This is a genomic window from Streptococcus sp. CCH5-D3 (assembly GCF_001556435.1).
Taxonomy (GTDB): Bacteria; Bacillota; Bacilli; order Lactobacillales; family Streptococcaceae; genus Streptococcus.
Window position 1 is genome coordinate 21,776 of record NZ_LSIW01000028.1, and the last position, 19,647, is coordinate 41,422.

Genomic DNA, 19,647 nt, shown 5'->3' on the forward strand with positions numbered 1-19,647 from the left:
AAAAGGTATCGAAAATTAGAATGTTAAAACACAAAAACGTCCTAGTATTTTTAGGACAAACCTTGCTTTATTTCGCCATTTTTATGGCCCTAATTTATCTCTACAATTACCTAGGACAAGGTCAAGGTAATTTTATCTATAACGAATTTTAGGAAGAATAATGACGAATACAAAAATTAAAGATATGATTGAAACGATTGAGCAGTTTGCTCAATCACAACCTGAATTTCCTGTTTACAATATTTTAGGGGAAGTTCATACTTACGGTGACTTAAAAGCTGATTCGGATAGCCTAGCTGCCAAGATCGATAGTCTTGACATTCCAGAAAAATCACCTGTTGTGGTTTATGGTGGTCAAGAGTATGAAATGTTGGCAACTTTTGTAGCTTTGACTAAATCTGGTCACGCTTATATTCCAATTGATAGTCACTCAGCTCTTGAGCGCGTGACGGCTATCGTAGATGTAGCAGAGCCTAGTCTGATTATTGCTATTAATGACTTTCCACTTGAGGATGTTCAAGCGCCAATATTGACATTGGACCAAGTGACGACAGCTTTTGAAAGTAAGACTAGCTACGAAGTGACTCATCCTGTTAAGGGGGATGATAATTATTACATCATCTTCACATCAGGAACTACAGGTAAGCCTAAAGGGGTACAAATTTCTCACAATAATCTCCTTAGTTTCACTAACTGGATGATTACGGACAAGGAATTTGCGACTCCAAAACGTCCCCAAATGTTGGCGCAACCGCCTTACTCATTTGACCTATCGGTAATGTACTGGGCACCTACATTGGCACTTGGAGGAACACTCTATGCACTTCCTTCAGCCATTACGCAGGACTTCAAGAAGCTCTTTGAAACGATTTTCTCACTTCCAATTGCTATTTGGACATCGACCCCATCATTTGCAGATATGGCAATGTTGTCTGAAGACTTCAATGCAGAGAAGATGCCGGAAATTACGCATTTCTATTTTGATGGAGAAGAGTTGACTGTCAAGACTGCTCAAAAGCTTCGCCAACGTTTCCCAGAGGCACGTATTATCAATGCTTACGGGCCAACTGAGGCAACAGTAGCCTTATCAGCAGTAGCAGTAACTGATGAGATGCTGGCTAACCTTAAGCGTTTGCCGATTGGTTATACCAAGGAAGATTCACCAACTTATATTATCGATGAGGATGGGAATATCCTTCCAAATGGTCAACAGGGTGAAATCATCGTATCAGGACCAGCAGTTTCCAAAGGCTACATGAATAATCCTGAAAAGACTGCTGAAGCCTTCTTCGAGTTTAATGGCCTTCCTGCTTACCATACTGGTGATGTAGGAACGATGACTGATGAAGGTCTCCTTCTTTACGGTGGTCGTATGGACTTCCAGATTAAATTTAATGGTTTCCGTATAGAGTTAGAGGATGTTTCACAAAACCTTAATAAGTCTAAGTACATTGATTCGGCAGTAGCTGTGCCACGTTACAATAAAGACCATAAGGTTCAGAACCTCTTGGCTTATGTGATTCTTAAGGATGGCGTTCGTGAGCAGTTTGAACGTGATATCGATATTACTAAGGCTATCAAGGTTGACTTAGAAGATATCATGATGTCTTACATGATGCCAACCAAGTTCCTCTATCGTGAGAGTTTGCCTTTGACACCAAATGGGAAGATTGATATCAAGGGTCTTATCAGTGAGGTTAACAACCGATGATAGACTTCTTGAAACAGCTACCTCATTTAGAAGCCTACGGTAATCCCTTCTATTTCATCTACCTTGGATTAGCTCTACTGCCAATCTTTGTGGGCCTCTTCTTTAAAAAGCGTTTTGCGATTTATGAATGTTTGGTAAGTCTAGCCTTTATTGTTCTTGCTCTGACAGGAACACATGCTAGTCAATTACTAGCCTTACTCTTCTATATTATTTGGCAAATCATTTGGGTTTATTCATACAAACATTACCGCAGTCAAAAGGATAATAAATGGGTTTTCTATTTACACTCGTTTCTTGTAGTCCTTCCCTTGATTTTTGTTAAGGTAGAGCCTGCGATAAATGGTACTCAGTCGCTTTTAAACTTTCTTGGTATTTCTTACTTGACCTTCCGATCAGTTGGAATGATTATCGAGATGCGGGATGGTGTCCTTAAAGAGTTTACACTTGGAGAGTTCCTCCGATTCATGCTCTTTATGCCAACCTTTACGAGTGGTCCTATTGATCGCTTCAAACGCTTTAACGAAGATTACCAAACGATTCCTGAGCGAGACGAGCTGATGAATATGTTGGAGCAAGCTGTAAAATATATCATGCTTGGTTTCCTCTATAAGTTTGTTTTGGCGCAGATTTTCGGAAGTATGCTCTTGCCTTCACTGAAAGCACAAGCTTTGGCCCAAGGTGGTATCTTTAATTTACCAACACTTGGTGTCATGTATGTTTTCGGTTTTGATCTCTTCTTTGACTTTGCGGGTTACTCGATGTTTGCCTTGGCAGCATCTAACCTTATGGGGATTAAGAGCCCAATCAACTTTGACAAACCTTTTATCTCACGAGACTTGAAAGAATTTTGGAATCGTTGGCATATGAGCTTGTCTTTCTGGTTCCGTGACTTTATCTTTATGCGTTTGGTTATGGTTTTGATGCGAAATAAAGTTTTCAAAAATCGTAACACGACTTCAAATGTGGCCTATGTCATTAATATGATGGTTATGGGATTCTGGCATGGGGTTACTTGGTACTACATTGCTTACGGTATTTTCCATGGTATTGGTCTAGGACTTAATGATGCCTGGTTGCGCAAGAAGAAGACCATTAATAAAGAACGTAAGAAAGCTGGTCTTGAGCCACTTCCTGAAAATAGATGGACGAAGGCTTTGGGAATCTTTATTACATTTAACACTGTTATGTTGTCATTCTTGATTTTCTCTGGATTCTTGAATGACCTCTGGTTCACTAAAAAATAAGTAAAGGAATTATAAAAATGGATGTAAAATCAGAAGTTATTGAAATTATTGATGAACTCTTCATGGAAGACGTTTCTGACATGATGGACGAAGACCTTTTCGATGCTGGTGTTCTCGATTCAATGGGAACAGTTGAGCTAATCGTTGAATTAGAATCACGTTTCGATATTCGTGTACCAGTTTCAGAATTTGGTCGTGATGACTGGAACACAGCTAATAAGATTGTTGAAGGGGTAACGGAGCTTCGCAATGCTTAAGCGTTTATGGCAGATTTTTGGTCCAGTAATTTGTGCCTTGGTCTTGGTAGTGGTAGTTATATATGCCTACCCACAAGGCAGAAAACATAGTTATGTGGCTGAAAAACGTAGTGCAGTAACACTGACAAATGAAAACTTTAAGAGTCGGATGAACAAAACTACAGCTCTTTCAGATAAGAAGCATCGATTTGTCCCTTTCTTTGGGTCAAGTGAGTGGTTGCGTTTTGATGCTCTTCATCCAGCTGTTTTAGCTGAGAAGTACGACCGTAACTATCGCCCATACTTTATTGGACAACGTGGTGCTGCATCTCTAAACCAATATTTGGGAATGCAACAAATGCTTCCAGAATTACAAAATGGTACAGCTGTGTACGTCTTGTCTCCACAATGGTTTACTAAAAAGGGGTATAATTCTGCAGCTTTTCAGCAGTTCTACAATAACGACCAACTTAGTAGTTTCTTAAGTGAAACTCAGACGGATGCAAATTCTCAGTATGCAGCTCAACGTATCTTAGAGATGAAGCCTGAGATTACTATGAAATCTCAACTTTCTAAAGTGTCTAAGGGGCAAGAGTTAAATTCACTTGATAAGACTTATATTCAATTTATGGCAGAGCTTAATAAGCGAGAAGATGCCTTGTTTAGTCCTTTAGCAGCATCAAGTAACGCTAATTACGAGAAGAAAGTTCTTCCTTATCTTAAAGAGTTGCCAGACAAGCTCTCTTATGAGGCACTTGATCAGGTTGCTGTAAGAGATGCAGAAGCCCATACCAAGTCAAACGACTTTGGTATCGATGACCGTTTCTATAAGAAACGTTTGTCTAAGAAGATTGGTAAACTTAAAGGTTTCCAGAAAAATCTTTCTTATGAAGTTTCACAAGAATACGGTGACCTACAGTTGGTGCTAAATCAATTTGCTAAGTCAAATACTAATGTCATTTTTGTTATCCCACCTGTTAATAGCAAGTGGATGGCTTATACGGGACTTAGTCAAGAAATGTATGATGCTACGGTTTCTAAAATCCGTTATCAATTGGAAAGTCAAGGCTTTACCAATATTGCAGATTTTTCAAAAGATGGAGATCAACCTTACTTTATGCAAGACACCATTCATATGGGATGGAAAGGGTGGGTAGCCTTTGACAAGGCTGTTGATCCATTTGTAAGTAATCCAACACCTGCACCTAGCTATAACTTGAACGACCGCTTTTATAGTAAGGATTGGGCAGGTTATACAGGGACTCCTAGTCAATTTAAGTAGAGTAACTTAATAAAAAATCAGGATATAACAAAAAGGCTTTAATAAGCCTTTTTGTTATAGAGTAATAGGAGAATAATATTGCTCTTATTATTTTTTTTTTAGGTACCTTCAGAATTTATTAAAAAGGATTGGGTTAATCCCCAATCCTTTTTGTCACTTTGAAGTTTTGTATTGCCTTAAACAGATCTTATTTGTTTTTAGTTAGAGCTTTTCGAATTAAATCTGCAGGGATAATCAAAACCGCGATAAGAAGTGCAACGATATAGTGTTGAACGTCCATAGGAACGGTACTAAATACTTTACCACCGAATTGAATAATCAAGGTTTGAACGACAGCAATAGAAATCATTACAATTGAGAATTTCTTGTTTTCGCCGATATGTTCAAAAACATTGAATCCATTACTACGTGTATTAAGTGAGTTGAAGATGACAGCATAGATAAATACTGTAAAGGTGAATGTTGTTACCATTTCAAAGTTGCCAGTTCCATTGGTGATAAAGTCTTGAATACCACCAACATTTTTAAGAATAGCTAAACATACAAGAGTAATGAAGACGCTGGCTACACCGATAGCAGATTTCATATAGCCAGTAAGAATACTTGCCTTCTTAGCAACTGGCTTTTCATTCATGTAACGATTTAGCGTAGGCTCTTCACCAAAGGCAAGGGCAGCAAGTGTGTCCATGATAAGGTTAATCCAGAGAATTTGGATAATTGTAAATGGTTCTTTGAGGCCCAAAAGTGGTGAGAGAAGTGACATAGCAATTGTAGTCACGTTTACGGTTAACTGGAAGATAATGAATTTACTTACTGACTTACTCATAGTACGTCCATAGAGGACGGCTTTCTCAATCGAAGTCAATGAGTTATTCAAGATAACGATATCTGAAGCTTCACGTGCGACTTCAGTACCATCACCCATTGAGAATCCGACATCAGCTGATTTGAGGGCAGGTGAGTCATTGACCCCATCACCTGTCATACCAGCGACCATATCGAGGTCTTGAGCTGCTTCAATAAGACGTTTTTTATCCATTGGAAGGGCACGACTGACCACTTTTAAGTGAGGTAATTGTTGTTTAAGTTCTTGATCTGAAAGGGCAGAAAGTTCATCGTGAGTAAGAACAAGGTCATTTTGACCAGTAACGATACCGGCTTCTTTAGCGATAGCAACAGCGGTTTCTTTACGGTCACCAGTTACCATAACTACTTGAACACCTGCACGGTTCATTGTTTCAACAGTTTGTTTAATTGAAGAACGAACGTTATCACGGATACATACGATACCAATCAAGACTTTATCATTTCCATCTGTATTTAGGATAGCAAGCAAACGCATTGAACGGTTAGCTTGTTCCAATGATAATTCTTGGAAACGAGCTTTAATATCATCTGTAAAGTTTTGTTTATTACCATCTTTATCAAGATAGTAGTAGCAGTCATTTAGGATGAATTCTGGAGCACCCTTGATGTAAGTTTTTCCGTCCTTAGTCGTTACACTTGCGAATTTTGTTGCTGAGTTGAATTGTTGCTTCTCAGTAATTGTATTTGTATCAAAATCAAGTTGAGAACGACCAATAAGGAAATCAAGAAGTGCACGGTCAGTGGCGTTACTACCAACAGCACTGCCATCAGCTACCATGGCGTCGTTATTAAGACCGATACCATTAATCATTTCAGCTTTAAGGCTATCTGACATAGTGTCAAAATCAGGAGCGTCAGTTTCACCAGTAGCTGCATAAAGTGTTCCATCAGCAAGGAAGAAGTCAACTACAGATAGTTTACCTTCAGTGATTGTACCAGTCTTATCACTGAAGAGGATATTCATGTATCCGGCTGTTTCAATGGTATCAGGATGGCGAACCAGGATATTTTGAGCTAAAAGTCGTCCTGAGTTCATTGAAGAAACGAGTGCCAACATCATCGGAAGACCTTCTGGAACGGCCATGATGATGATTGTAACCGCAAAGAGAATCGTTTCAATGATAAGAAGGAAGATTGAACCACCATTGAGGTTATTAGCCTTATTGAGGGCAATAAAGCCTAAAACAAGGTTGATTACTGAATATGCAGCACCTGCACTATAACCGAGGACACCGATGTTTCCAGCAAGCTTGTTGAGTTTTTCTTTGGATGGTGAATCTTTACTATCTTCTTGAAGAGAAGTATTGATGCTTCCTAGAACAGTATTATCACCAATTTGTGTAGCTTCCATAACGGCTTCACCTGAAGTAACAACTGTACCACGGAAGACTTTGAGCTCTGTAAAGAGGTCGGAAGAGTCTGGTTCTGCTTGATCACCAAGAGGAAGTTTCTTAGCATCTTCACTTTCACCATTAAGGACAGCTTGGTTTACTTTTAACTCACCTTCCAGTATGATACCGTCAACTGGAATCTTGTCCCCTGATTGAAGGAGAATTTGATCACCTTTTACAATATCATCAACAAGAACTTCTTTAAGTTTACCATCACGATAAACCTTAGCATTAGTTTTTGAAGCCTCTTCTTGAAGAGTGTTGAATTTTTGCTCATTTCGGTATTGTGAGACTGCTGAGAATCCTGTAGACATCAAAATGGCGAAAATTAGTGAGATAGCCTCATACCAGTTGGCTTCACCAATAGCAGGGAAAATCATTCCAACAAAGTTGAAGATGATTTTTAATCCTAAGGCAGCCAAGAGGATAAGAATCCATTGATCTTGGAAGGCTTCGATAAAGATTGAGAGGAGCGAGTTAGCCTCTTTACTAGAGAGCCTATTATCGCCATGGGCGTTTTTACTTGCTTGAACTTCAGCAGAAGTCAAGCCTTTAAATTTTTTCATTTAAGGTTTGTATCCTTTCTAAATTATTACTGAATTTTAAGGCTAGTAAATTATAAGCCAAAAAGCTTATCATTACAGTCACGATAACTGAATAACTATCAGTAAGTATTATACTTTATTTTACTATTAAATTGTTGATTTTTTACCAATAGAATATTGAAGTTTCTTTTGTCTTTAGCAAGAGTAGGGGAGAACAAAAAACTTGTATTTTTTCGTTAAATATAATTATATCCTTCCACCTTCAATTCATACAAGCCTCTCACCGCATTGCATCCGTAGATGGCCTGAGCCTGTTCCATATCTTTTACGGTCAAGACTTTTTCTTTAAGCTTATTATCAGCAATTAGGCTTTGTCTGTAGATGCCATTTAAGAGGCCGAGGTGAACTGGTGGTGTGTAGAGTTGGTCTTCGATTTTAAGAACGATGTTACCGATAGAGGTTTCTAGGAGTTGTCCCTCGTGATTATAATAGATTTGTTCGTGAGGTTCGATACTAAGGTGAGGACGGTAACTTGTTTTAAAGAAGGTATAGGGGCTATCCAACGGATGTCTTTGCTCAACTAACCTTGCTTGGCAAAAGTCATCAGATAAGTTTGTTAATTGGCTATGTTCAAACTTCAGTTCACCATCTTTTGCAAGAGACATTTTAAGACGGTAGTCTGTGTCAAGGTCTAGTGATTGGCACAGAGCTTCGACTTGATAGTGCGCTTTTTCTGCATTGAAAGGATAGTCAAAGTATCGGCTACTCTCTTGTAAACGTTTTATATGCTCCTCCAGAAAGAGAAGTTTTCCTTGATGAATACGACCAGTAGAAATGAGATCGAATTTTGGGTTCTGACGGTATAGAACAGCAGCTTTTTGCTTGGTTTCTTCGTATTCGGATTCCCAGTTACTGTCCCAGGTAATCCCCCCTCCGACACCATAGATAGCCTTGGTTTCTTCCATTTGTAGTGTCCGAATGGCTACGTTGAAAATACTAGGTCCCTGTGGCACCAAGATTCCAATAGCTCCACAATAAACACCTCTAGGCTGTTTTTCAACCTTCTTAATAATCTCCATGGTTGCTATTTTGGGGGCACCTGTAATCGATCCGCATGGAAAAAGGGCTTGGAAGACATCGCATAAACTTCTATTTGTCAGGAGTTGCGTTTCAATTGTCGAAGTCATTTGCCAAACTGTAGAGTATTGTTCAACTTGGCAAAGGCTCTTGACATCTTCACTTCCTATTTTAGAAATACGATTCATGTCATTTCTAAGAAGATCGACAATCATCATATTTTCAGAGCGATTTTTCTGGTCCTGAGCTAGCCATCTTGCTTGTGCAAGGTCAGTTTCACTTGTTAAACCTCGATTGGTAGTACCTTTCATAGGACGAGTAGTCAACTTATCGCCATCTTTTTTAAAGAAGAGTTCTGGACTTATAGAAATGATAGAAACATCATCGTGCTGAATAAAGGCATTGTAATGAGCATTTTGTTCAACAACCAATCGATTGTAGATGGCAAAGGGATCAGCTGTCAGGTTCTGTTGAAGCTGAACAGTATAATTGACCTGATAAGTATCACCTTGTCGAATATGGTGGTGTATATGCTCAATAGCAGCCTTGTATTCCTCAGCAGAAGTTAGCTCTTGCCAAGATTTTGGTAAGGTAATAGGGTCATAAGTAAGAGGAATAGGCTCTGTTTGAACAGTTTCATGAACAGTGAAGTAGAGGAGATACTCAGACATTAATGGACCATCAATAACCTGAAATTTTGTCTCGAAGGCAGGGGCTGCTTCATAGGAAACATAACCTACTGCATAATAACCTTTATTTTGATAGGCTTCGAGTTCATCTAAAAGGGGTTTGACTTCCTTAATGTCCTTTGTTTTTAGTTCTTTAATGGCGTCTGTAAAGATTTGTCTGACACCAAGTTCTTTAAAATCAATAACAGTTTTCTTATGCATACTTAGAGTATAACATAAGAAGTTTCCCTCTGGTTCTTTTTCATGTTTTAATTATCTTTCTCAAAATTTTAACCAAAAATGAACTTTTCAGATAGTTTTACATATGTTATAATGATAGGGACTAAAAGAAGATTTTAGAGGGAAATATGACTGAAAAAAATAACTTTGAGAAAGGCAACAGCAGTCTTTCAAACCATAAAATGAAAAAAGGCACTTCTAAGAATTCATGGAAGCATCAAATGTATGAGCTAGAAATTGCCATTGCTAAAGAGTCAAGTAACAAAAAAAGAAATGAACTCATTAAAATCCATAATGGCTATATGAGTGAGTATGATAGCTTAAAGAAACAAATCATCTGGTTAGCCGTATTAGGAATTTGTTTCTTATTAGTATTGGTAGTTTTTGGTTATTTTATCTGGAATAGTTACAATAGTGAGAATATGTCTTATACATCATCTTGGCTTCAAGAGAAAGTACTGAGCACTTATAGAGCTTAGTGTCCTAATCCTAGTAAATAATAGAGTCTCTAGACAAAAGTCTAGGGCTTTTTTGTTATAAAAAAGGATTTATCTGGTTGATATATAGTTATTAGCTATAACAATATCTAAACAAAAGGAGATAACGGTAGCTAGAAACCCTTTATTTTATAGGTTATAGTCAAAAACTATATATAGAGAAAACTAATAGCAATTATACAGCCACCCGTTTCTTTGGTAAGATAAGTTCAACAACAAAGAGGAGGACACAAGATGTCAACTACTATCATTGGTTTCCCACGTTTGGGTGAATTCCGCGAATTAAAATTTACAACAGAAAAATACTTTAGAAATGAAATTACTGCAGATGAACTTTTAACAGCAGCCAAAGACTTGCGTGCAAAACACTGGAATATTGTTAAAGAGAAGGGTATCAGTGAAATTCCTTCAAATGATTTCTCACATTACGATAACTTCCTTGATGCAGCTTTCCTTTTCAACGTCGTACCTGAATCTGTTCAAAACTTGGATTTGACAGATCTTGAACGTTACTTTGCTTTGGCGCGTGGTTACCAAGGTGAAAAAGGGGATGTACGTGCCCTTCCTATGAAAAAATGGTTTAACACTAACTACCATTACATCGTTCCTAAATTTGAAAAAACAACAGAAGTTAAACTTGCTGGTCACAAGATTTTTGATGAGTACCAAGAAGCTAAAGAATTGGGACTTAACACACGTCCAGTTGTCGTTGGACCATTCACTTTCCTTCAATTATCTGACTTTGAAGATGGTGTGAAAGCAGAAGACTTTGTAGACAGCTTTGTGGCAGCTTACCAAGAAGTCTTTGCAAAATTGGCAGAGCTTGGTGCTACACGTATTCAACTCGATGAGCCAGCCCTTGTTAAAGATTTGACAGCTGAAGAAAAAGCTCTCTTCTTGAATCTCTACAACAAACTCTTGGCTGATAAAAAAGGTCTTGAAGTCTTGATTCAAACTTACTTTGGTGATGTTCGTGATGTCTACAACGATCTTGTGAACTTGCCAGTTGATGGTATTGGTCTTGACTTTGTTGAAGGTAAGAAAACACTTGAATTGGTTAAAGGTGGTTTCCCAGCTGATAAGACTCTTTATGCAGGGATTGTCAATGGTAAAAACATCTGGCGTAACAACTACGAGAAGAGTCTTGCAATTCTTGAACAAGTGCCAGCTGAAAATGTTGTTTTGACAACCTCTTGCTCACTTCTTCACGTACCATTTACAACCGCTAATGAAGAATTTGAACCAGCTATCTTGAACCACTTTGCTTTTGCGGTTGAAAAATTGGACGAATTGCGTGATTTGGATGCTATCCGCAATGGTCAAGGTGCAGAAGCCCTTGCTGCCAACAAAGAACTCTTTGCGACTGAGCGTGTTGGTGAAAATGCTGAACTTCGTGCCCGTATTGCAGGCTTGACTGAAGCTGATTACACTCGTTTGCCAGCATTTGCAGAACGTGAAGCGATTCAAAAAGATGCTTTCAAACTTCCATTGCTTCCAACAACAACTATCGGTTCATTCCCTCAAACTAAGGAAGTTCGTGCGAAACGTTTGGCTTTCCGTAAGAATGAATTGTCACAAGAAGAATACGATGCTTTCCTTGCTGAAATCACTGATGAATGGATTAAATGGCAAGAAGAAGTTGGATTTGACGTACTTGTACACGGTGAATTCGAACGTAACGACATGGTTGAATACTTCGGTCAAAACTTGTCAGGTTACCTCTTCTCTAAAAACGGTTGGGTGCAATCATATGGTATGCGTGGGGTTAAACCACCAATCATTTGGGGTGATGTGACTCGTCTTAACCCAATCACTGTGAAATGGTCTAGCTACGCACAAAGCCGTACTGACAAACCTGTTAAAGGTATGTTGACTGGACCTGTTACTATCCTTAACTGGTCATTCCCACGTGAGGACATCTCTATCAAGGATTCAACTCTTCAAATTGCTCTTGCAATCAAAGATGAAGTACTTGACCTTGAAGCTGCAGGCGTGAAAATTATCCAAATTGACGAAGCTGCTCTTCGCGAAAAATTGCCGCTCCGTCGTAGTGACTGGTATGAAGACTACCTCGACTGGGCAATTCCAGCCTTCCGTTTGGTACACTCAACTGTAGCACCAGACACACAAATCCACACTCACATGTGTTACTCAGAATTTACAGATATCATCCCAGCTATCGATAACTTAGATGCTGACGTTATCTCATTTGAAGCTAGCCGTTCAAATCTTGAAATCTTGGATGAACTTAAAGCTCAAAACTTCCAAACAGAAGTTGGACCTGGGGTTTACGATATCCACTCACCACGTGTCCCACAAGACGGTGAAATTGACCACACTATCGAAGCAATCTTGGCAAAAGTACCAAGCGGTAAAGTATGGATCAACCCTGACTGTGGTTTGAAGACTCGCGGAATCAAAGAAACTAAAGAAAGCTTGATTAAGCTTGTAGAAGCTGCAAAAGCAGCTCGCGAAAACTTGTAAGCGGAAGTTATCATATGTTGAAGACCTTCTTCCTTAAGTGTAGAAGGTTTTCAATAGCGAATAATGTTCTAAAGATTTTTGCAAGCAGGCTATGATTAACAATTGTTTAACTGTACTCATGAAGTCAGTAGGCACTTAAAACAGCTTTCGTCTTAACAAAAATCTAAAAAGAAGAAGGTATAAAATATGACAAGCCAAACACCATCACTCTCTTTTGAAGTCTTTCCACCTAACCCAGCAGTAGGTAACGAAAAAATCCTACGTGCCCTTGAGGATATGCAAGGATTGGCTCCACACTTTATCAGTGTTACAGCTAGTAATAACAAATATAATATCAAAGAGACGACGGTTCCTTTGGCGGATCATATTCAAAATGACCTAGCTATCCCAACGATTGCCCACCTTCCAGCTATCTATTTGAGTAAAGAAAAGGTTGCTGATACCTTACGTGACTTGGATGCCGTTGGAGTACACCGTATCTTAGCCCTACGTGGCGATATCATTCCTGGTGTGGAACCTCTTAAAGACTTTAAATATGCCACTGATTTGATTGAATTTATCAAGGAAGAAGCTCCTCAATTTGATATCATCGGTGCCTGCTATCCTGAAGGGCATCCAGATTCGCCAAATCAAATCTCTGATATCCAAAACCTTAAGAAAAAGGTTGATGCAGGTTGTTCTGGTCTTTTAACCCAACTCTTCTTTGACAATGAACGTTTCTATGATTTTCAAGATAAATGTACCTTGGCTGGAATTGATGTACCAATTCATGCAGGAATTATGCCTATCTTGAATCGTAACCAAGCTCTACGTTTGCTTAAGACTTGTGAGAATATTCATTTGCCACGTAAGTTCCGTGCCATTTTGGATAAGTATGAGCATGATCCTGAGTCACTTAGAGCAGCCGGTCTTGCTTATGCGATTGACCAGATTGTCGACCTTGTTACTCAAGATGTTGCAGGCGTTCACCTCTACACCATGAATAATGCAGAAACTGCTCGTCATATTCACGAAGCGACTCATTCCTTATTTAAGCATCATTCACAAGTTAGTGCTCTATAATTGAATCATAAAATTACCACCTATAGTTTAATCTATAGGTGGTTTATTGGTTCTAGTAGCAAAAAAGATAGCTTGCTTCCGTAATCCAAGTTTTGTCGGTATAAAAAAGACTTAGAGCTTAGCTCTAAGTCTTAAATATTATTCGCCTACGAAAGCATTGATTTCTGCTTCGATATTCGCAATTTTTTCTTTAGCATCTGCTTCAGATTCACCAACTGTAGCGATGTAGAATTTGATTTTTGGTTCTGTACCTGAAGGACGAACGGCAAACCATGAATCATCAGCCAAGATGTATTTAAGCACGTTACTTGGAGGAGTTGTCAATTTTTCAACGCCGTCAGCAGTAGTAGCTGTTTGTTCCAAGAAGTCTTCTGTCTTAGCAATGTCTGTGTTGTTGAATTGTTTAGGAGCATTGCCACGGAATTTATCCATGATTTTCTTGATTTCAGCAGCTCCGTCAACACCTGAAAGGGTAACAGAGATTGTTTTTTCTGCGAAGTAGCCGTATTGTTTGTAGATTTCTTCGATACCGTCTGCCAAAGTCATACCACGTGAACGGTAGTAAGCAGCAATTTCAGCTACGATAAGAACGGCTTGGATAGCATCTTTGTCACGTACGAATGGTTTGATTAGATAACCGAAGCTTTCTTCGAAACCAAGCATGTAAGTGTGGTTGTGTTGTGTTTCAAATTCATGAATTTTTTCACCGATAAATTTGAAACCAGTCAAGACGTTAAACATAGTCGCGCCGTAGCTTTCTGCAATCTTAGTTACCAACTCAGTTGATACGATTGATTTACAGAGGGCAGCATTTTCAGGAAGCGTACCAGCTGTTTTGTGAGCTTCAAGAATATATTTAGCAATGATAGCTCCGATTTGGTTACCAGAAAGGTTGAGGTAAGAACCGTCTGGTTGGCGGATTTCAACACCAAGACGGTCGGCATCTGGGTCAGTTGCAACCAATACATCAGCGTCTACTTTGCGGCCAAGTTCTTCAGCAAGAGCAAAAGCAGCTTGGTTTTCAGGGTTTGGAGATTTAACAGTTGAGAAGTCAGCATCTGGAACAGCTTGAGCTTCAACAACTTGAACTGCTTCAAATCCAGCTTGCGCAAGAGCACGACGAGCCAACATTTCACCAGTACCATGAAGTGGAGTGTAGACAATCTTCATGTCGCGACCATATTCATTGATCAAGTCTTGGTTGATGTTAACGCCTTTCACTTCTTTCAAATATTCAGCGTCGACGTTTTCACCGATAACTTCAATCAAGCCACTGGCTTTGCTTTCTTCAAGGTCAGCCAATTGAACAGTGAATGGATTTTCGATAGCACGGATGTAATCTGTCAATGCATCCGCATCTGCAGGTGGCATTTGTCCACCATCTTCACCGTATACTTTGTAACCATTAAATGGAGCAGGGTTGTGGCTGGCTGTTACCATGATACCAGCAAATGTGTGAAGATGACGTACTGCAAATGACAATTCAGGTGTTGGACGAAGACTTTCAAATACGTAAGATTTAATACCGTGAGCTGCCAAAACTTGTGCAGATTCAAATGCAAATTCTGGAGAGAAGTGACGGCTGTCATAGGCAATAGCAACACCACGTTTTTTAGCTTCTTCCCCTTTTGAGTCAATCAATTGGGCCAAACCTTCAGTTGCTTGGCGAACAACGTAAATGTTAATGCGGTTAGTACCAGCACCAATCAATCCACGCATACCAGCTGTACCGAATTCAAGGTTGGTATAGAAGGCATCTTCTTTCGTTTTTTCATCCATTGCGACCAACTCATCATGAAGGTAAGCAGGCAATTCAGCGAAGTCGAGCCATTTTTGATAATTTTCAGTGTAAGACATAGCAATCTCCTTTATATTTTTAACCGCTTACATTATAACAAATTTTTTCAGAAAATTCTAGCGATAATTGTAAATCTTTTTAAAAAGAAAATGGTATCTAAAATGTAAATGAAAATAAAAGAGCCAAGACATATCAGTCTCGACCTAACTAATTATTTTAATCTTTCAAGTGTCGGAACGGCTGCAGTTGTGACAAGAACTGTAGCAATAACTTCAATAAGAGAGTTTGTTGTCAAAATTAAAGCAAGAAAATGTTGAAAACTACCACCATAGATGTTACCGAAGAAGATATAAATTCCCAATAGAACAAAAATGGTATTGGTCATAGACCCGACAATAGCAGCTGTCACTAAACCAGTACGATTGTGTAGCCATCGATAGACGAAGTAAGGAGTCACTCCGATTAAAATACGTGGAAACAGTGCAATAATGAGAGAATAGAGATTTCCATGTGAGACAAAGGGACTAAAGAGGAAACTTGCTGGCGTCAAAACCAATGTATTCATGGTCACACTAAAGAGGCCCATGAGGAGTCCCAAAACAGCTCCGATTCTAGGTCCATAAATGACGGAAGCGATAACAACAGGAATATGAACTAAGGTCGGTTGAATACCAGACGGAACAAATTCGAGAATGAAGGAAGTTACAAAATGAATGGTGAGCATTACTGCAAAAAAGATGGCAATTCTTGCAATAGCGGTTGATTTTTTCATAAAAATTCTCCTTAACGGTTTATAGAATAGTATCTGATTTTCGGCACTATCCATAGATTAAATGATTTACTTTTTCAATCGTAAAAGCATAGGAGTGATACTTACTGTCAAAAGTCCAGCAATAATCATTTCAGCAATCGAATTTGTTGTGAAAATGGTTGCCATTAGTGTTTTGCCACCTGCTGTGTAGAAGTTAGGAATTAGGAAGTAGATACCAAGAAGTACAAAAAATGTATTAGTGAAAGCACCTAAAACCCCAGATAGAGCCAGACCTAGACGGTTTTGAAGTAACTTGTAGACAAAGTAAGGGAAAATACCGATTAGGATACGAGGAACGATGGCAATGACTGCAGATGCCCAAGTTCCCCCTTCAACAAAAGGACTAAAGAGATAGCTACTAACCGTATAGATAACAGTGTTTCGAATAATACTCATAATTCCCATGAAGCCACCCAAATAAGCTCCAATTTTAGGACCGTAGACGATGCTAGCGATAATAACTGGGATGTGGGTTAAGGTTGGTTTGATTGGAAGTACAAAAGCAGCAAAGATGGTTTGACTGAGTACTTCGATTACAACCATTGTAGCTATCAAGAGGGATAACTGAGCCGTTTGGTTTGCTTTATTTTTCTTATTCATCATAAACTCCTTTTTATTCTCTGCAAGGCTATTTTGTTAAAGCATTGTCAATGGATTCAATAATGTCATCAATATCAGCTAAGGCACCACGTCCTGTATCCCCACAAGCCAGTAAACCTGATTTTGGAAGAATTTCTTGGTAGCCAAGGTCATGCAAAGTATCTAAATTCTTCTTAGTCAGTGGATTTTCATACATTTTCGTATTCATTGCAGGGGCAATTAGTTTAGGTGTGGTGCTAGGTAAAGCTAAAGCAGTAGCAGTAAGCATATTATCGGCTAGACCATGTGCTAATTTGGCAATGGTATTTGCTGAAGCTGGAGCTACAACAAAGAGGTCAGCTTCTTTACCTAAGTCAATATGATTAATACGTTCAGCCAATTTTTCTTCCATGACATCAGTGTGAACAGGGTTCTTCGAAAGGACTTGAAGTGTCAGAGGGGTGATAAAGGCTTGAGCAGCTTCAGTCATAATGACGTGAACGTCATAACCTTTTTTCTTTAACCTACTTGTTAGATCAGCTGCTTTATAGGCAGATATTGATCCTGAAACAGCAAGGATGATACGTTTAGTCATGGCATATCCTTTCAAATAAGGCTCGAGCAATCGCAGATTTAGTCGTAACTTTCTCCTCGTTTTTTTCGTCAACAAGATAGGCAATATGCTGATTTGGAGTAATGTCACTCAAGTCGTTGGCAACAATAATATCAGCTTTGTTGTGTTTCAGACTTGCACGAGCAACCTCAAAAAGCTCTTCTTTACTTACATTAACCAAAAGTTTGAAGCCAATCAATTGAATATCAGGATTCCATTGTTTGACGAGGCTAATGACCTTCGGTGTTTTTTTAAGAAAAAGAACCTGATAATCAGAAGCCGATGATATCTTGCTTTCAGTGTTAGATTTATGCAAGAATTGAGCGAGATCTTCGGTGTCCTCCAGTTCAGCAAAATCCGTCATATAAATAGGAGTATAATCAGAGACTGCCATACTATGTATAAGAACATCGTGCTCTTTGACGAGTGGCTCCATCTTTTTGAGAAGACTTTCTACGTTCGTAATTTCTGTAATCTTTAGATTTTCTTTCGGTTCTGGTTTAACCGCTGTCTTGGTCGTTACTAAGGTTACTTGGTGACCCTTAGCCAAGAAAAGTTCAGCGATTTCCTTTCCTAGATAACCTGTTGAATGGTTTGTGATTCCACGTACAGCATCAATCTTTTCAGTGGTACCACCCGATGTAATCAAAATTTTCATAGTAGTATTGTACTAAAAATTGGGTCTTTAGTAAATAAAAAGTAAGTATTTTTGAGGCGTACCCCTATAAATTAAAGTTATAACGATTTATAACAAAACAAAAACCGAACATTGAAAAGTAATTAACCAAAAATAATGCGTTTTTTATCAAACTCTGATATAATAGATTCTAGAAAAATATAGAGGAGTGTCTCATGAAAACAGATATCGAAATTGCTCAAAGTGTAGAATTAAAACCAATCACAGAAGTAGTTGAAAAAGTTGGAATCGGCTTTGACGATTTGGAACTCTACGGAAAATATAAGGCAAAATTGTCATTTGATAAAATCAATGCTGTCAAAGACAATAAGCCAGGAAAATTGATTTTGGTGACAGCTATCAACCCAACACCAGCTGGTGAAGGGAAATCAACCATGTCAATTGGTCTTGCAGATGCTCTTAACAAAATTGGTAAGAAAACAATGATTGCCCTTCGTGAACCATCACTTGGTCCGGTTATGGGAATCAAAGGTGGTGCTGCAGGTGGTGGTTACGCTCAAGTGCTTCCGATGGAAGATATCAACCTCCACTTCACAGGGGATATGCACGCTATTACTACAGCGAATAATGCTTTGTCAGCCCTTCTTGACAACCATATTCATCAAGGAAATGCTCTCGGCATTGACCAACGCCGTATCATTTGGAAACGTGTGGTTGACCTTAATGACCGTGCGCTTCGTCATGTAAACGTTGGTCTTGGCGGACCACTTAATGGTATTCCACGTGAAGATGGTTTTGATATTACTGTTGCGTCTGAAATCATGGCGATTCTTTGCTTGGCTACTGATATTAATGACCTTAAAGAACGTTTGGCAAATATTGTAGTTGCCTACCGTTATGATCGTACACCAGTTTATGTACGTGATCTTGAAATTGAAGGTGCGCTTACCCTTATTCTTAAAGATGCCATCAAACCAAACTTGGTACAGACAATTTATGGGACACCAGCCTTGGTACACGGTGGTCCATTTGCCAACATCGCTCACGGATGTAACTCAGTTCTAGCTACAGCTACAGCTCTTCGTTTGGCTGATTATACGATTACTGAAGCAGGTTTCGGTGCTGACCTTGGTGCTGAAAAATTCCTTGATATCAAGACTCCAAACCTCCCAACAACTCCTGATGCCGTTGTTATTGTTGCAACACTTCGTGCTCTCAAAATGCACGGTGGGGTAGCCAAAACTGACCTCTCTGAAGAAAATGTTCAGGCCGTTCGTGATGGCTTCGCAAACTTGAAACGTCATGTAGAAAACGTTCGTAAATTTGGTCTTCCAGCAGTCGTTGCTATTAACGAGTTTGTTGCTGATACAGAAGCTGAAATTGCAGCCCTTAAAGAACTTTGTGCAGAAATCGATGTTCCTGTTGAATTGGCTAGCGTTTGGGCTAATGGTGCTGATGGTGGTATTGACCTTGCCAACGCAGTAGTTGATGCTGTTGAAAATGGTAATGCCGACTATAAACGTCTTTATTCTGATGATGATAGCTTGGAAGAAAAAATCACTAAGATTGTTACTGAAATCTATGGTGGTAAATCAGTTGTCTTCGAGAAAAAAGCTAAGAACCAACTCAAACAATTTGCAGAATTCGGTTGGGATAAATTGCCAGTATGTATGGCTAAAACACAATATAGCTTCTCAGATAACCAATTCTTACTTGGAGCACCAGAAGGTTTTGATATCACTATCCGTGAATTTGTTCCTAAAACAGGTGCTGGATTTATCGTAGCTCTTACAGGAGACGTCATGACAATGCCTGGTCTTCCAAAAGCACCAGCAGCCCTCAAGATGGACGTAGCTGAAGACGGAACAGCTGTTGGTTTGTTCTAAGAAGAAATATCGATATAAA

General features: G+C 39.0%; 16 protein-coding genes. 9 read left to right on the plus strand and 7 right to left on the minus strand.

Annotated features, from left to right (window positions below; translation table 11 throughout):
* Window positions 1-20: 20 nt before the first annotated feature.
* From AX662_RS00950 to dltD, 5 genes are read left to right on the plus strand one after another with little or no spacing between them, the layout of a single operon-like run.
* Window positions 21-152 (plus strand): teichoic acid D-Ala incorporation-associated protein DltX, encoded by a 132-nt coding sequence (locus AX662_RS00950; protein WP_002885174.1) that lies wholly within the window; start codon window positions 21-23, stop codon window positions 150-152.
* Window positions 153-160: 8 nt separating this feature from the next.
* Complete coding sequence (gene dltA, locus AX662_RS00955) at window positions 161-1,711, plus strand: D-alanine--poly(phosphoribitol) ligase subunit DltA (RefSeq protein WP_060971350.1); 1,551 nt, start codon at window positions 161-163, stop codon at window positions 1,709-1,711.
* The gene (gene dltB / locus AX662_RS00960; RefSeq protein ID WP_060971351.1) at window positions 1,708-2,955 is read left to right on the plus strand and encodes a D-alanyl-lipoteichoic acid biosynthesis protein DltB; all 1,248 of its coding nucleotides are present in this window, start codon (window positions 1,708-1,710) and stop codon (window positions 2,953-2,955) included. Before dltA ends, dltB begins: the two co-directional genes overlap by 4 nt.
* Before the next feature lie 17 nt (window positions 2,956-2,972).
* A complete protein-coding gene (gene dltC, locus AX662_RS00965) occupies window positions 2,973-3,212 on the plus strand; it encodes a D-alanine--poly(phosphoribitol) ligase subunit DltC (RefSeq protein ID WP_002891149.1) in 240 nt (79 codons plus the stop codon).
* Entirely contained in the window at window positions 3,205-4,473 is a 1,269-nt protein-coding gene (dltD, locus tag AX662_RS00970; protein ID WP_060971352.1) for a D-alanyl-lipoteichoic acid biosynthesis protein DltD, read from the plus strand. The genes dltC and dltD overlap by 8 nt, the downstream gene beginning before the upstream one ends.
* A gap of 187 nt (window positions 4,474-4,660) precedes the next feature.
* On the opposite strand, the gene AX662_RS00975 is transcribed toward dltD, so the two are convergent.
* Window positions 4,661-7,297 carry a calcium-translocating P-type ATPase, PMCA-type gene (locus tag AX662_RS00975; protein WP_060971353.1) on the minus strand — a complete coding sequence of 879 codons (2,637 nt, stop codon included), beginning with the start codon at window positions 7,295-7,297 and terminating at the stop codon, window positions 4,661-4,663.
* A 215-nt stretch (window positions 7,298-7,512) separates the two neighbouring features.
* Window positions 7,513-9,243: an aminodeoxychorismate synthase component I gene (pabB, locus tag AX662_RS00980; protein ID WP_060971354.1), complete on the minus strand. Its 1,731-nt coding sequence runs from the start codon at window positions 9,241-9,243 to the stop codon at window positions 7,513-7,515.
* A 146-nt stretch (window positions 9,244-9,389) separates the two neighbouring features.
* Here pabB and AX662_RS00985 point away from each other — a divergent pair, with 146 nt between their 5' ends.
* The 3 genes from AX662_RS00985 (at window position 9,390) to metF (ending at window position 13,304) form a co-directional block, all read left to right on the plus strand.
* Complete coding sequence (locus AX662_RS00985) at window positions 9,390-9,740, plus strand: hypothetical protein (RefSeq protein WP_004182017.1); 351 nt, start codon at window positions 9,390-9,392, stop codon at window positions 9,738-9,740.
* A gap of 252 nt (window positions 9,741-9,992) precedes the next feature.
* Window positions 9,993-12,242, plus strand: a complete 2,250-nt coding sequence (metE, locus tag AX662_RS00990; RefSeq protein ID WP_021144025.1) for a 5-methyltetrahydropteroyltriglutamate--homocysteine S-methyltransferase — start codon at window positions 9,993-9,995, stop codon at window positions 12,240-12,242.
* Window positions 12,243-12,428: 186 nt separating this feature from the next.
* Entirely contained in the window at window positions 12,429-13,304 is an 876-nt protein-coding gene (gene metF, locus AX662_RS00995; protein WP_021144026.1) for a methylenetetrahydrofolate reductase [NAD(P)H], read from the plus strand.
* Between the two features lie 138 nt (window positions 13,305-13,442).
* Here the strand turns inward: metF and AX662_RS01000 are convergent, their stop codons facing one another.
* The 5 genes from AX662_RS01000 to AX662_RS01020 form a co-directional block, all read right to left on the minus strand.
* Window positions 13,443-15,161, minus strand: a complete 1,719-nt coding sequence (locus AX662_RS01000; protein WP_060971355.1) for a phospho-sugar mutase — start codon at window positions 15,159-15,161, stop codon at window positions 13,443-13,445.
* 152 nt (window positions 15,162-15,313) lie between these two features.
* Window positions 15,314-15,874: an ECF transporter S component gene (locus tag AX662_RS01005; protein WP_004182060.1), complete on the minus strand. Its 561-nt coding sequence runs from the start codon at window positions 15,872-15,874 to the stop codon at window positions 15,314-15,316.
* Between the two features lie 66 nt (window positions 15,875-15,940).
* Window positions 15,941-16,513 (minus strand): ECF transporter S component, encoded by a 573-nt coding sequence (locus AX662_RS01010; protein ID WP_004182105.1) that lies wholly within the window; start codon window positions 16,511-16,513, stop codon window positions 15,941-15,943.
* A 28-nt stretch (window positions 16,514-16,541) separates the two neighbouring features.
* A complete protein-coding gene (gene coaC / locus AX662_RS01015) occupies window positions 16,542-17,087 on the minus strand; it encodes a phosphopantothenoylcysteine decarboxylase (protein ID WP_004182014.1) in 546 nt (181 codons plus the stop codon).
* Window positions 17,080-17,763, minus strand: coding sequence for a phosphopantothenate--cysteine ligase (locus tag AX662_RS01020; RefSeq protein WP_022496696.1), 684 nt, complete (start codon window positions 17,761-17,763; stop codon window positions 17,080-17,082). Before AX662_RS01020 ends, coaC begins: the two co-directional genes overlap by 8 nt.
* A 194-nt stretch (window positions 17,764-17,957) precedes the next feature.
* Between AX662_RS01020 and AX662_RS01025 the strand changes: the two genes are divergently transcribed.
* On the plus strand, window positions 17,958-19,628 hold the full coding sequence (locus AX662_RS01025; protein WP_004182072.1) for a formate--tetrahydrofolate ligase: 1,671 nt from the start codon (window positions 17,958-17,960) through the stop codon (window positions 19,626-19,628).
* Window positions 19,629-19,647 lie beyond the last annotated feature (19 nt).

Coding starts and splice junctions, on each gene's coding strand:
- dltD (WP_060971352.1), top strand. CDS start 3,205: ATGCTTAAGCGTTTATGGCAGATTTTTGGTCCAGTAATTTGTGCCTTG.
- AX662_RS01025 (WP_004182072.1), top strand. CDS start 17,958: ATGAAAACAGATATCGAAATTGCTCAAAGTGTAGAATTAAAACCAATC.
- AX662_RS01005 (WP_004182060.1), bottom strand. CDS start 15,874: ATGAAAAAATCAACCGCTATTGCAAGAATTGCCATCTTTTTTGCAGTA.
- AX662_RS00950 (WP_002885174.1), top strand. CDS start 21: ATGTTAAAACACAAAAACGTCCTAGTATTTTTAGGACAAACCTTGCTT.
- AX662_RS01000 (WP_060971355.1), bottom strand. CDS start 15,161: ATGTCTTACACTGAAAATTATCAAAAATGGCTCGACTTCGCTGAATTG.
- metE (WP_021144025.1), top strand. CDS start 9,993: ATGTCAACTACTATCATTGGTTTCCCACGTTTGGGTGAATTCCGCGAA.
- AX662_RS01020 (WP_022496696.1), bottom strand. CDS start 17,763: ATGAAAATTTTGATTACATCGGGTGGTACCACTGAAAAGATTGATGCT.
- dltC (WP_002891149.1), top strand. CDS start 2,973: ATGGATGTAAAATCAGAAGTTATTGAAATTATTGATGAACTCTTCATG.
- coaC (WP_004182014.1), bottom strand. CDS start 17,087: ATGACTAAACGTATCATCCTTGCTGTTTCAGGATCAATATCTGCCTAT.
- dltA (WP_060971350.1), top strand. CDS start 161: ATGACGAATACAAAAATTAAAGATATGATTGAAACGATTGAGCAGTTT.
- AX662_RS01010 (WP_004182105.1), bottom strand. CDS start 16,513: ATGAATAAGAAAAATAAAGCAAACCAAACGGCTCAGTTATCCCTCTTG.
- pabB (WP_060971354.1), bottom strand. CDS start 9,243: ATGCATAAGAAAACTGTTATTGATTTTAAAGAACTTGGTGTCAGACAA.
- AX662_RS00985 (WP_004182017.1), top strand. CDS start 9,390: ATGACTGAAAAAAATAACTTTGAGAAAGGCAACAGCAGTCTTTCAAAC.
- dltB (WP_060971351.1), top strand. CDS start 1,708: ATGATAGACTTCTTGAAACAGCTACCTCATTTAGAAGCCTACGGTAAT.
- AX662_RS00975 (WP_060971353.1), bottom strand. CDS start 7,297: ATGAAAAAATTTAAAGGCTTGACTTCTGCTGAAGTTCAAGCAAGTAAA.
- metF (WP_021144026.1), top strand. CDS start 12,429: ATGACAAGCCAAACACCATCACTCTCTTTTGAAGTCTTTCCACCTAAC.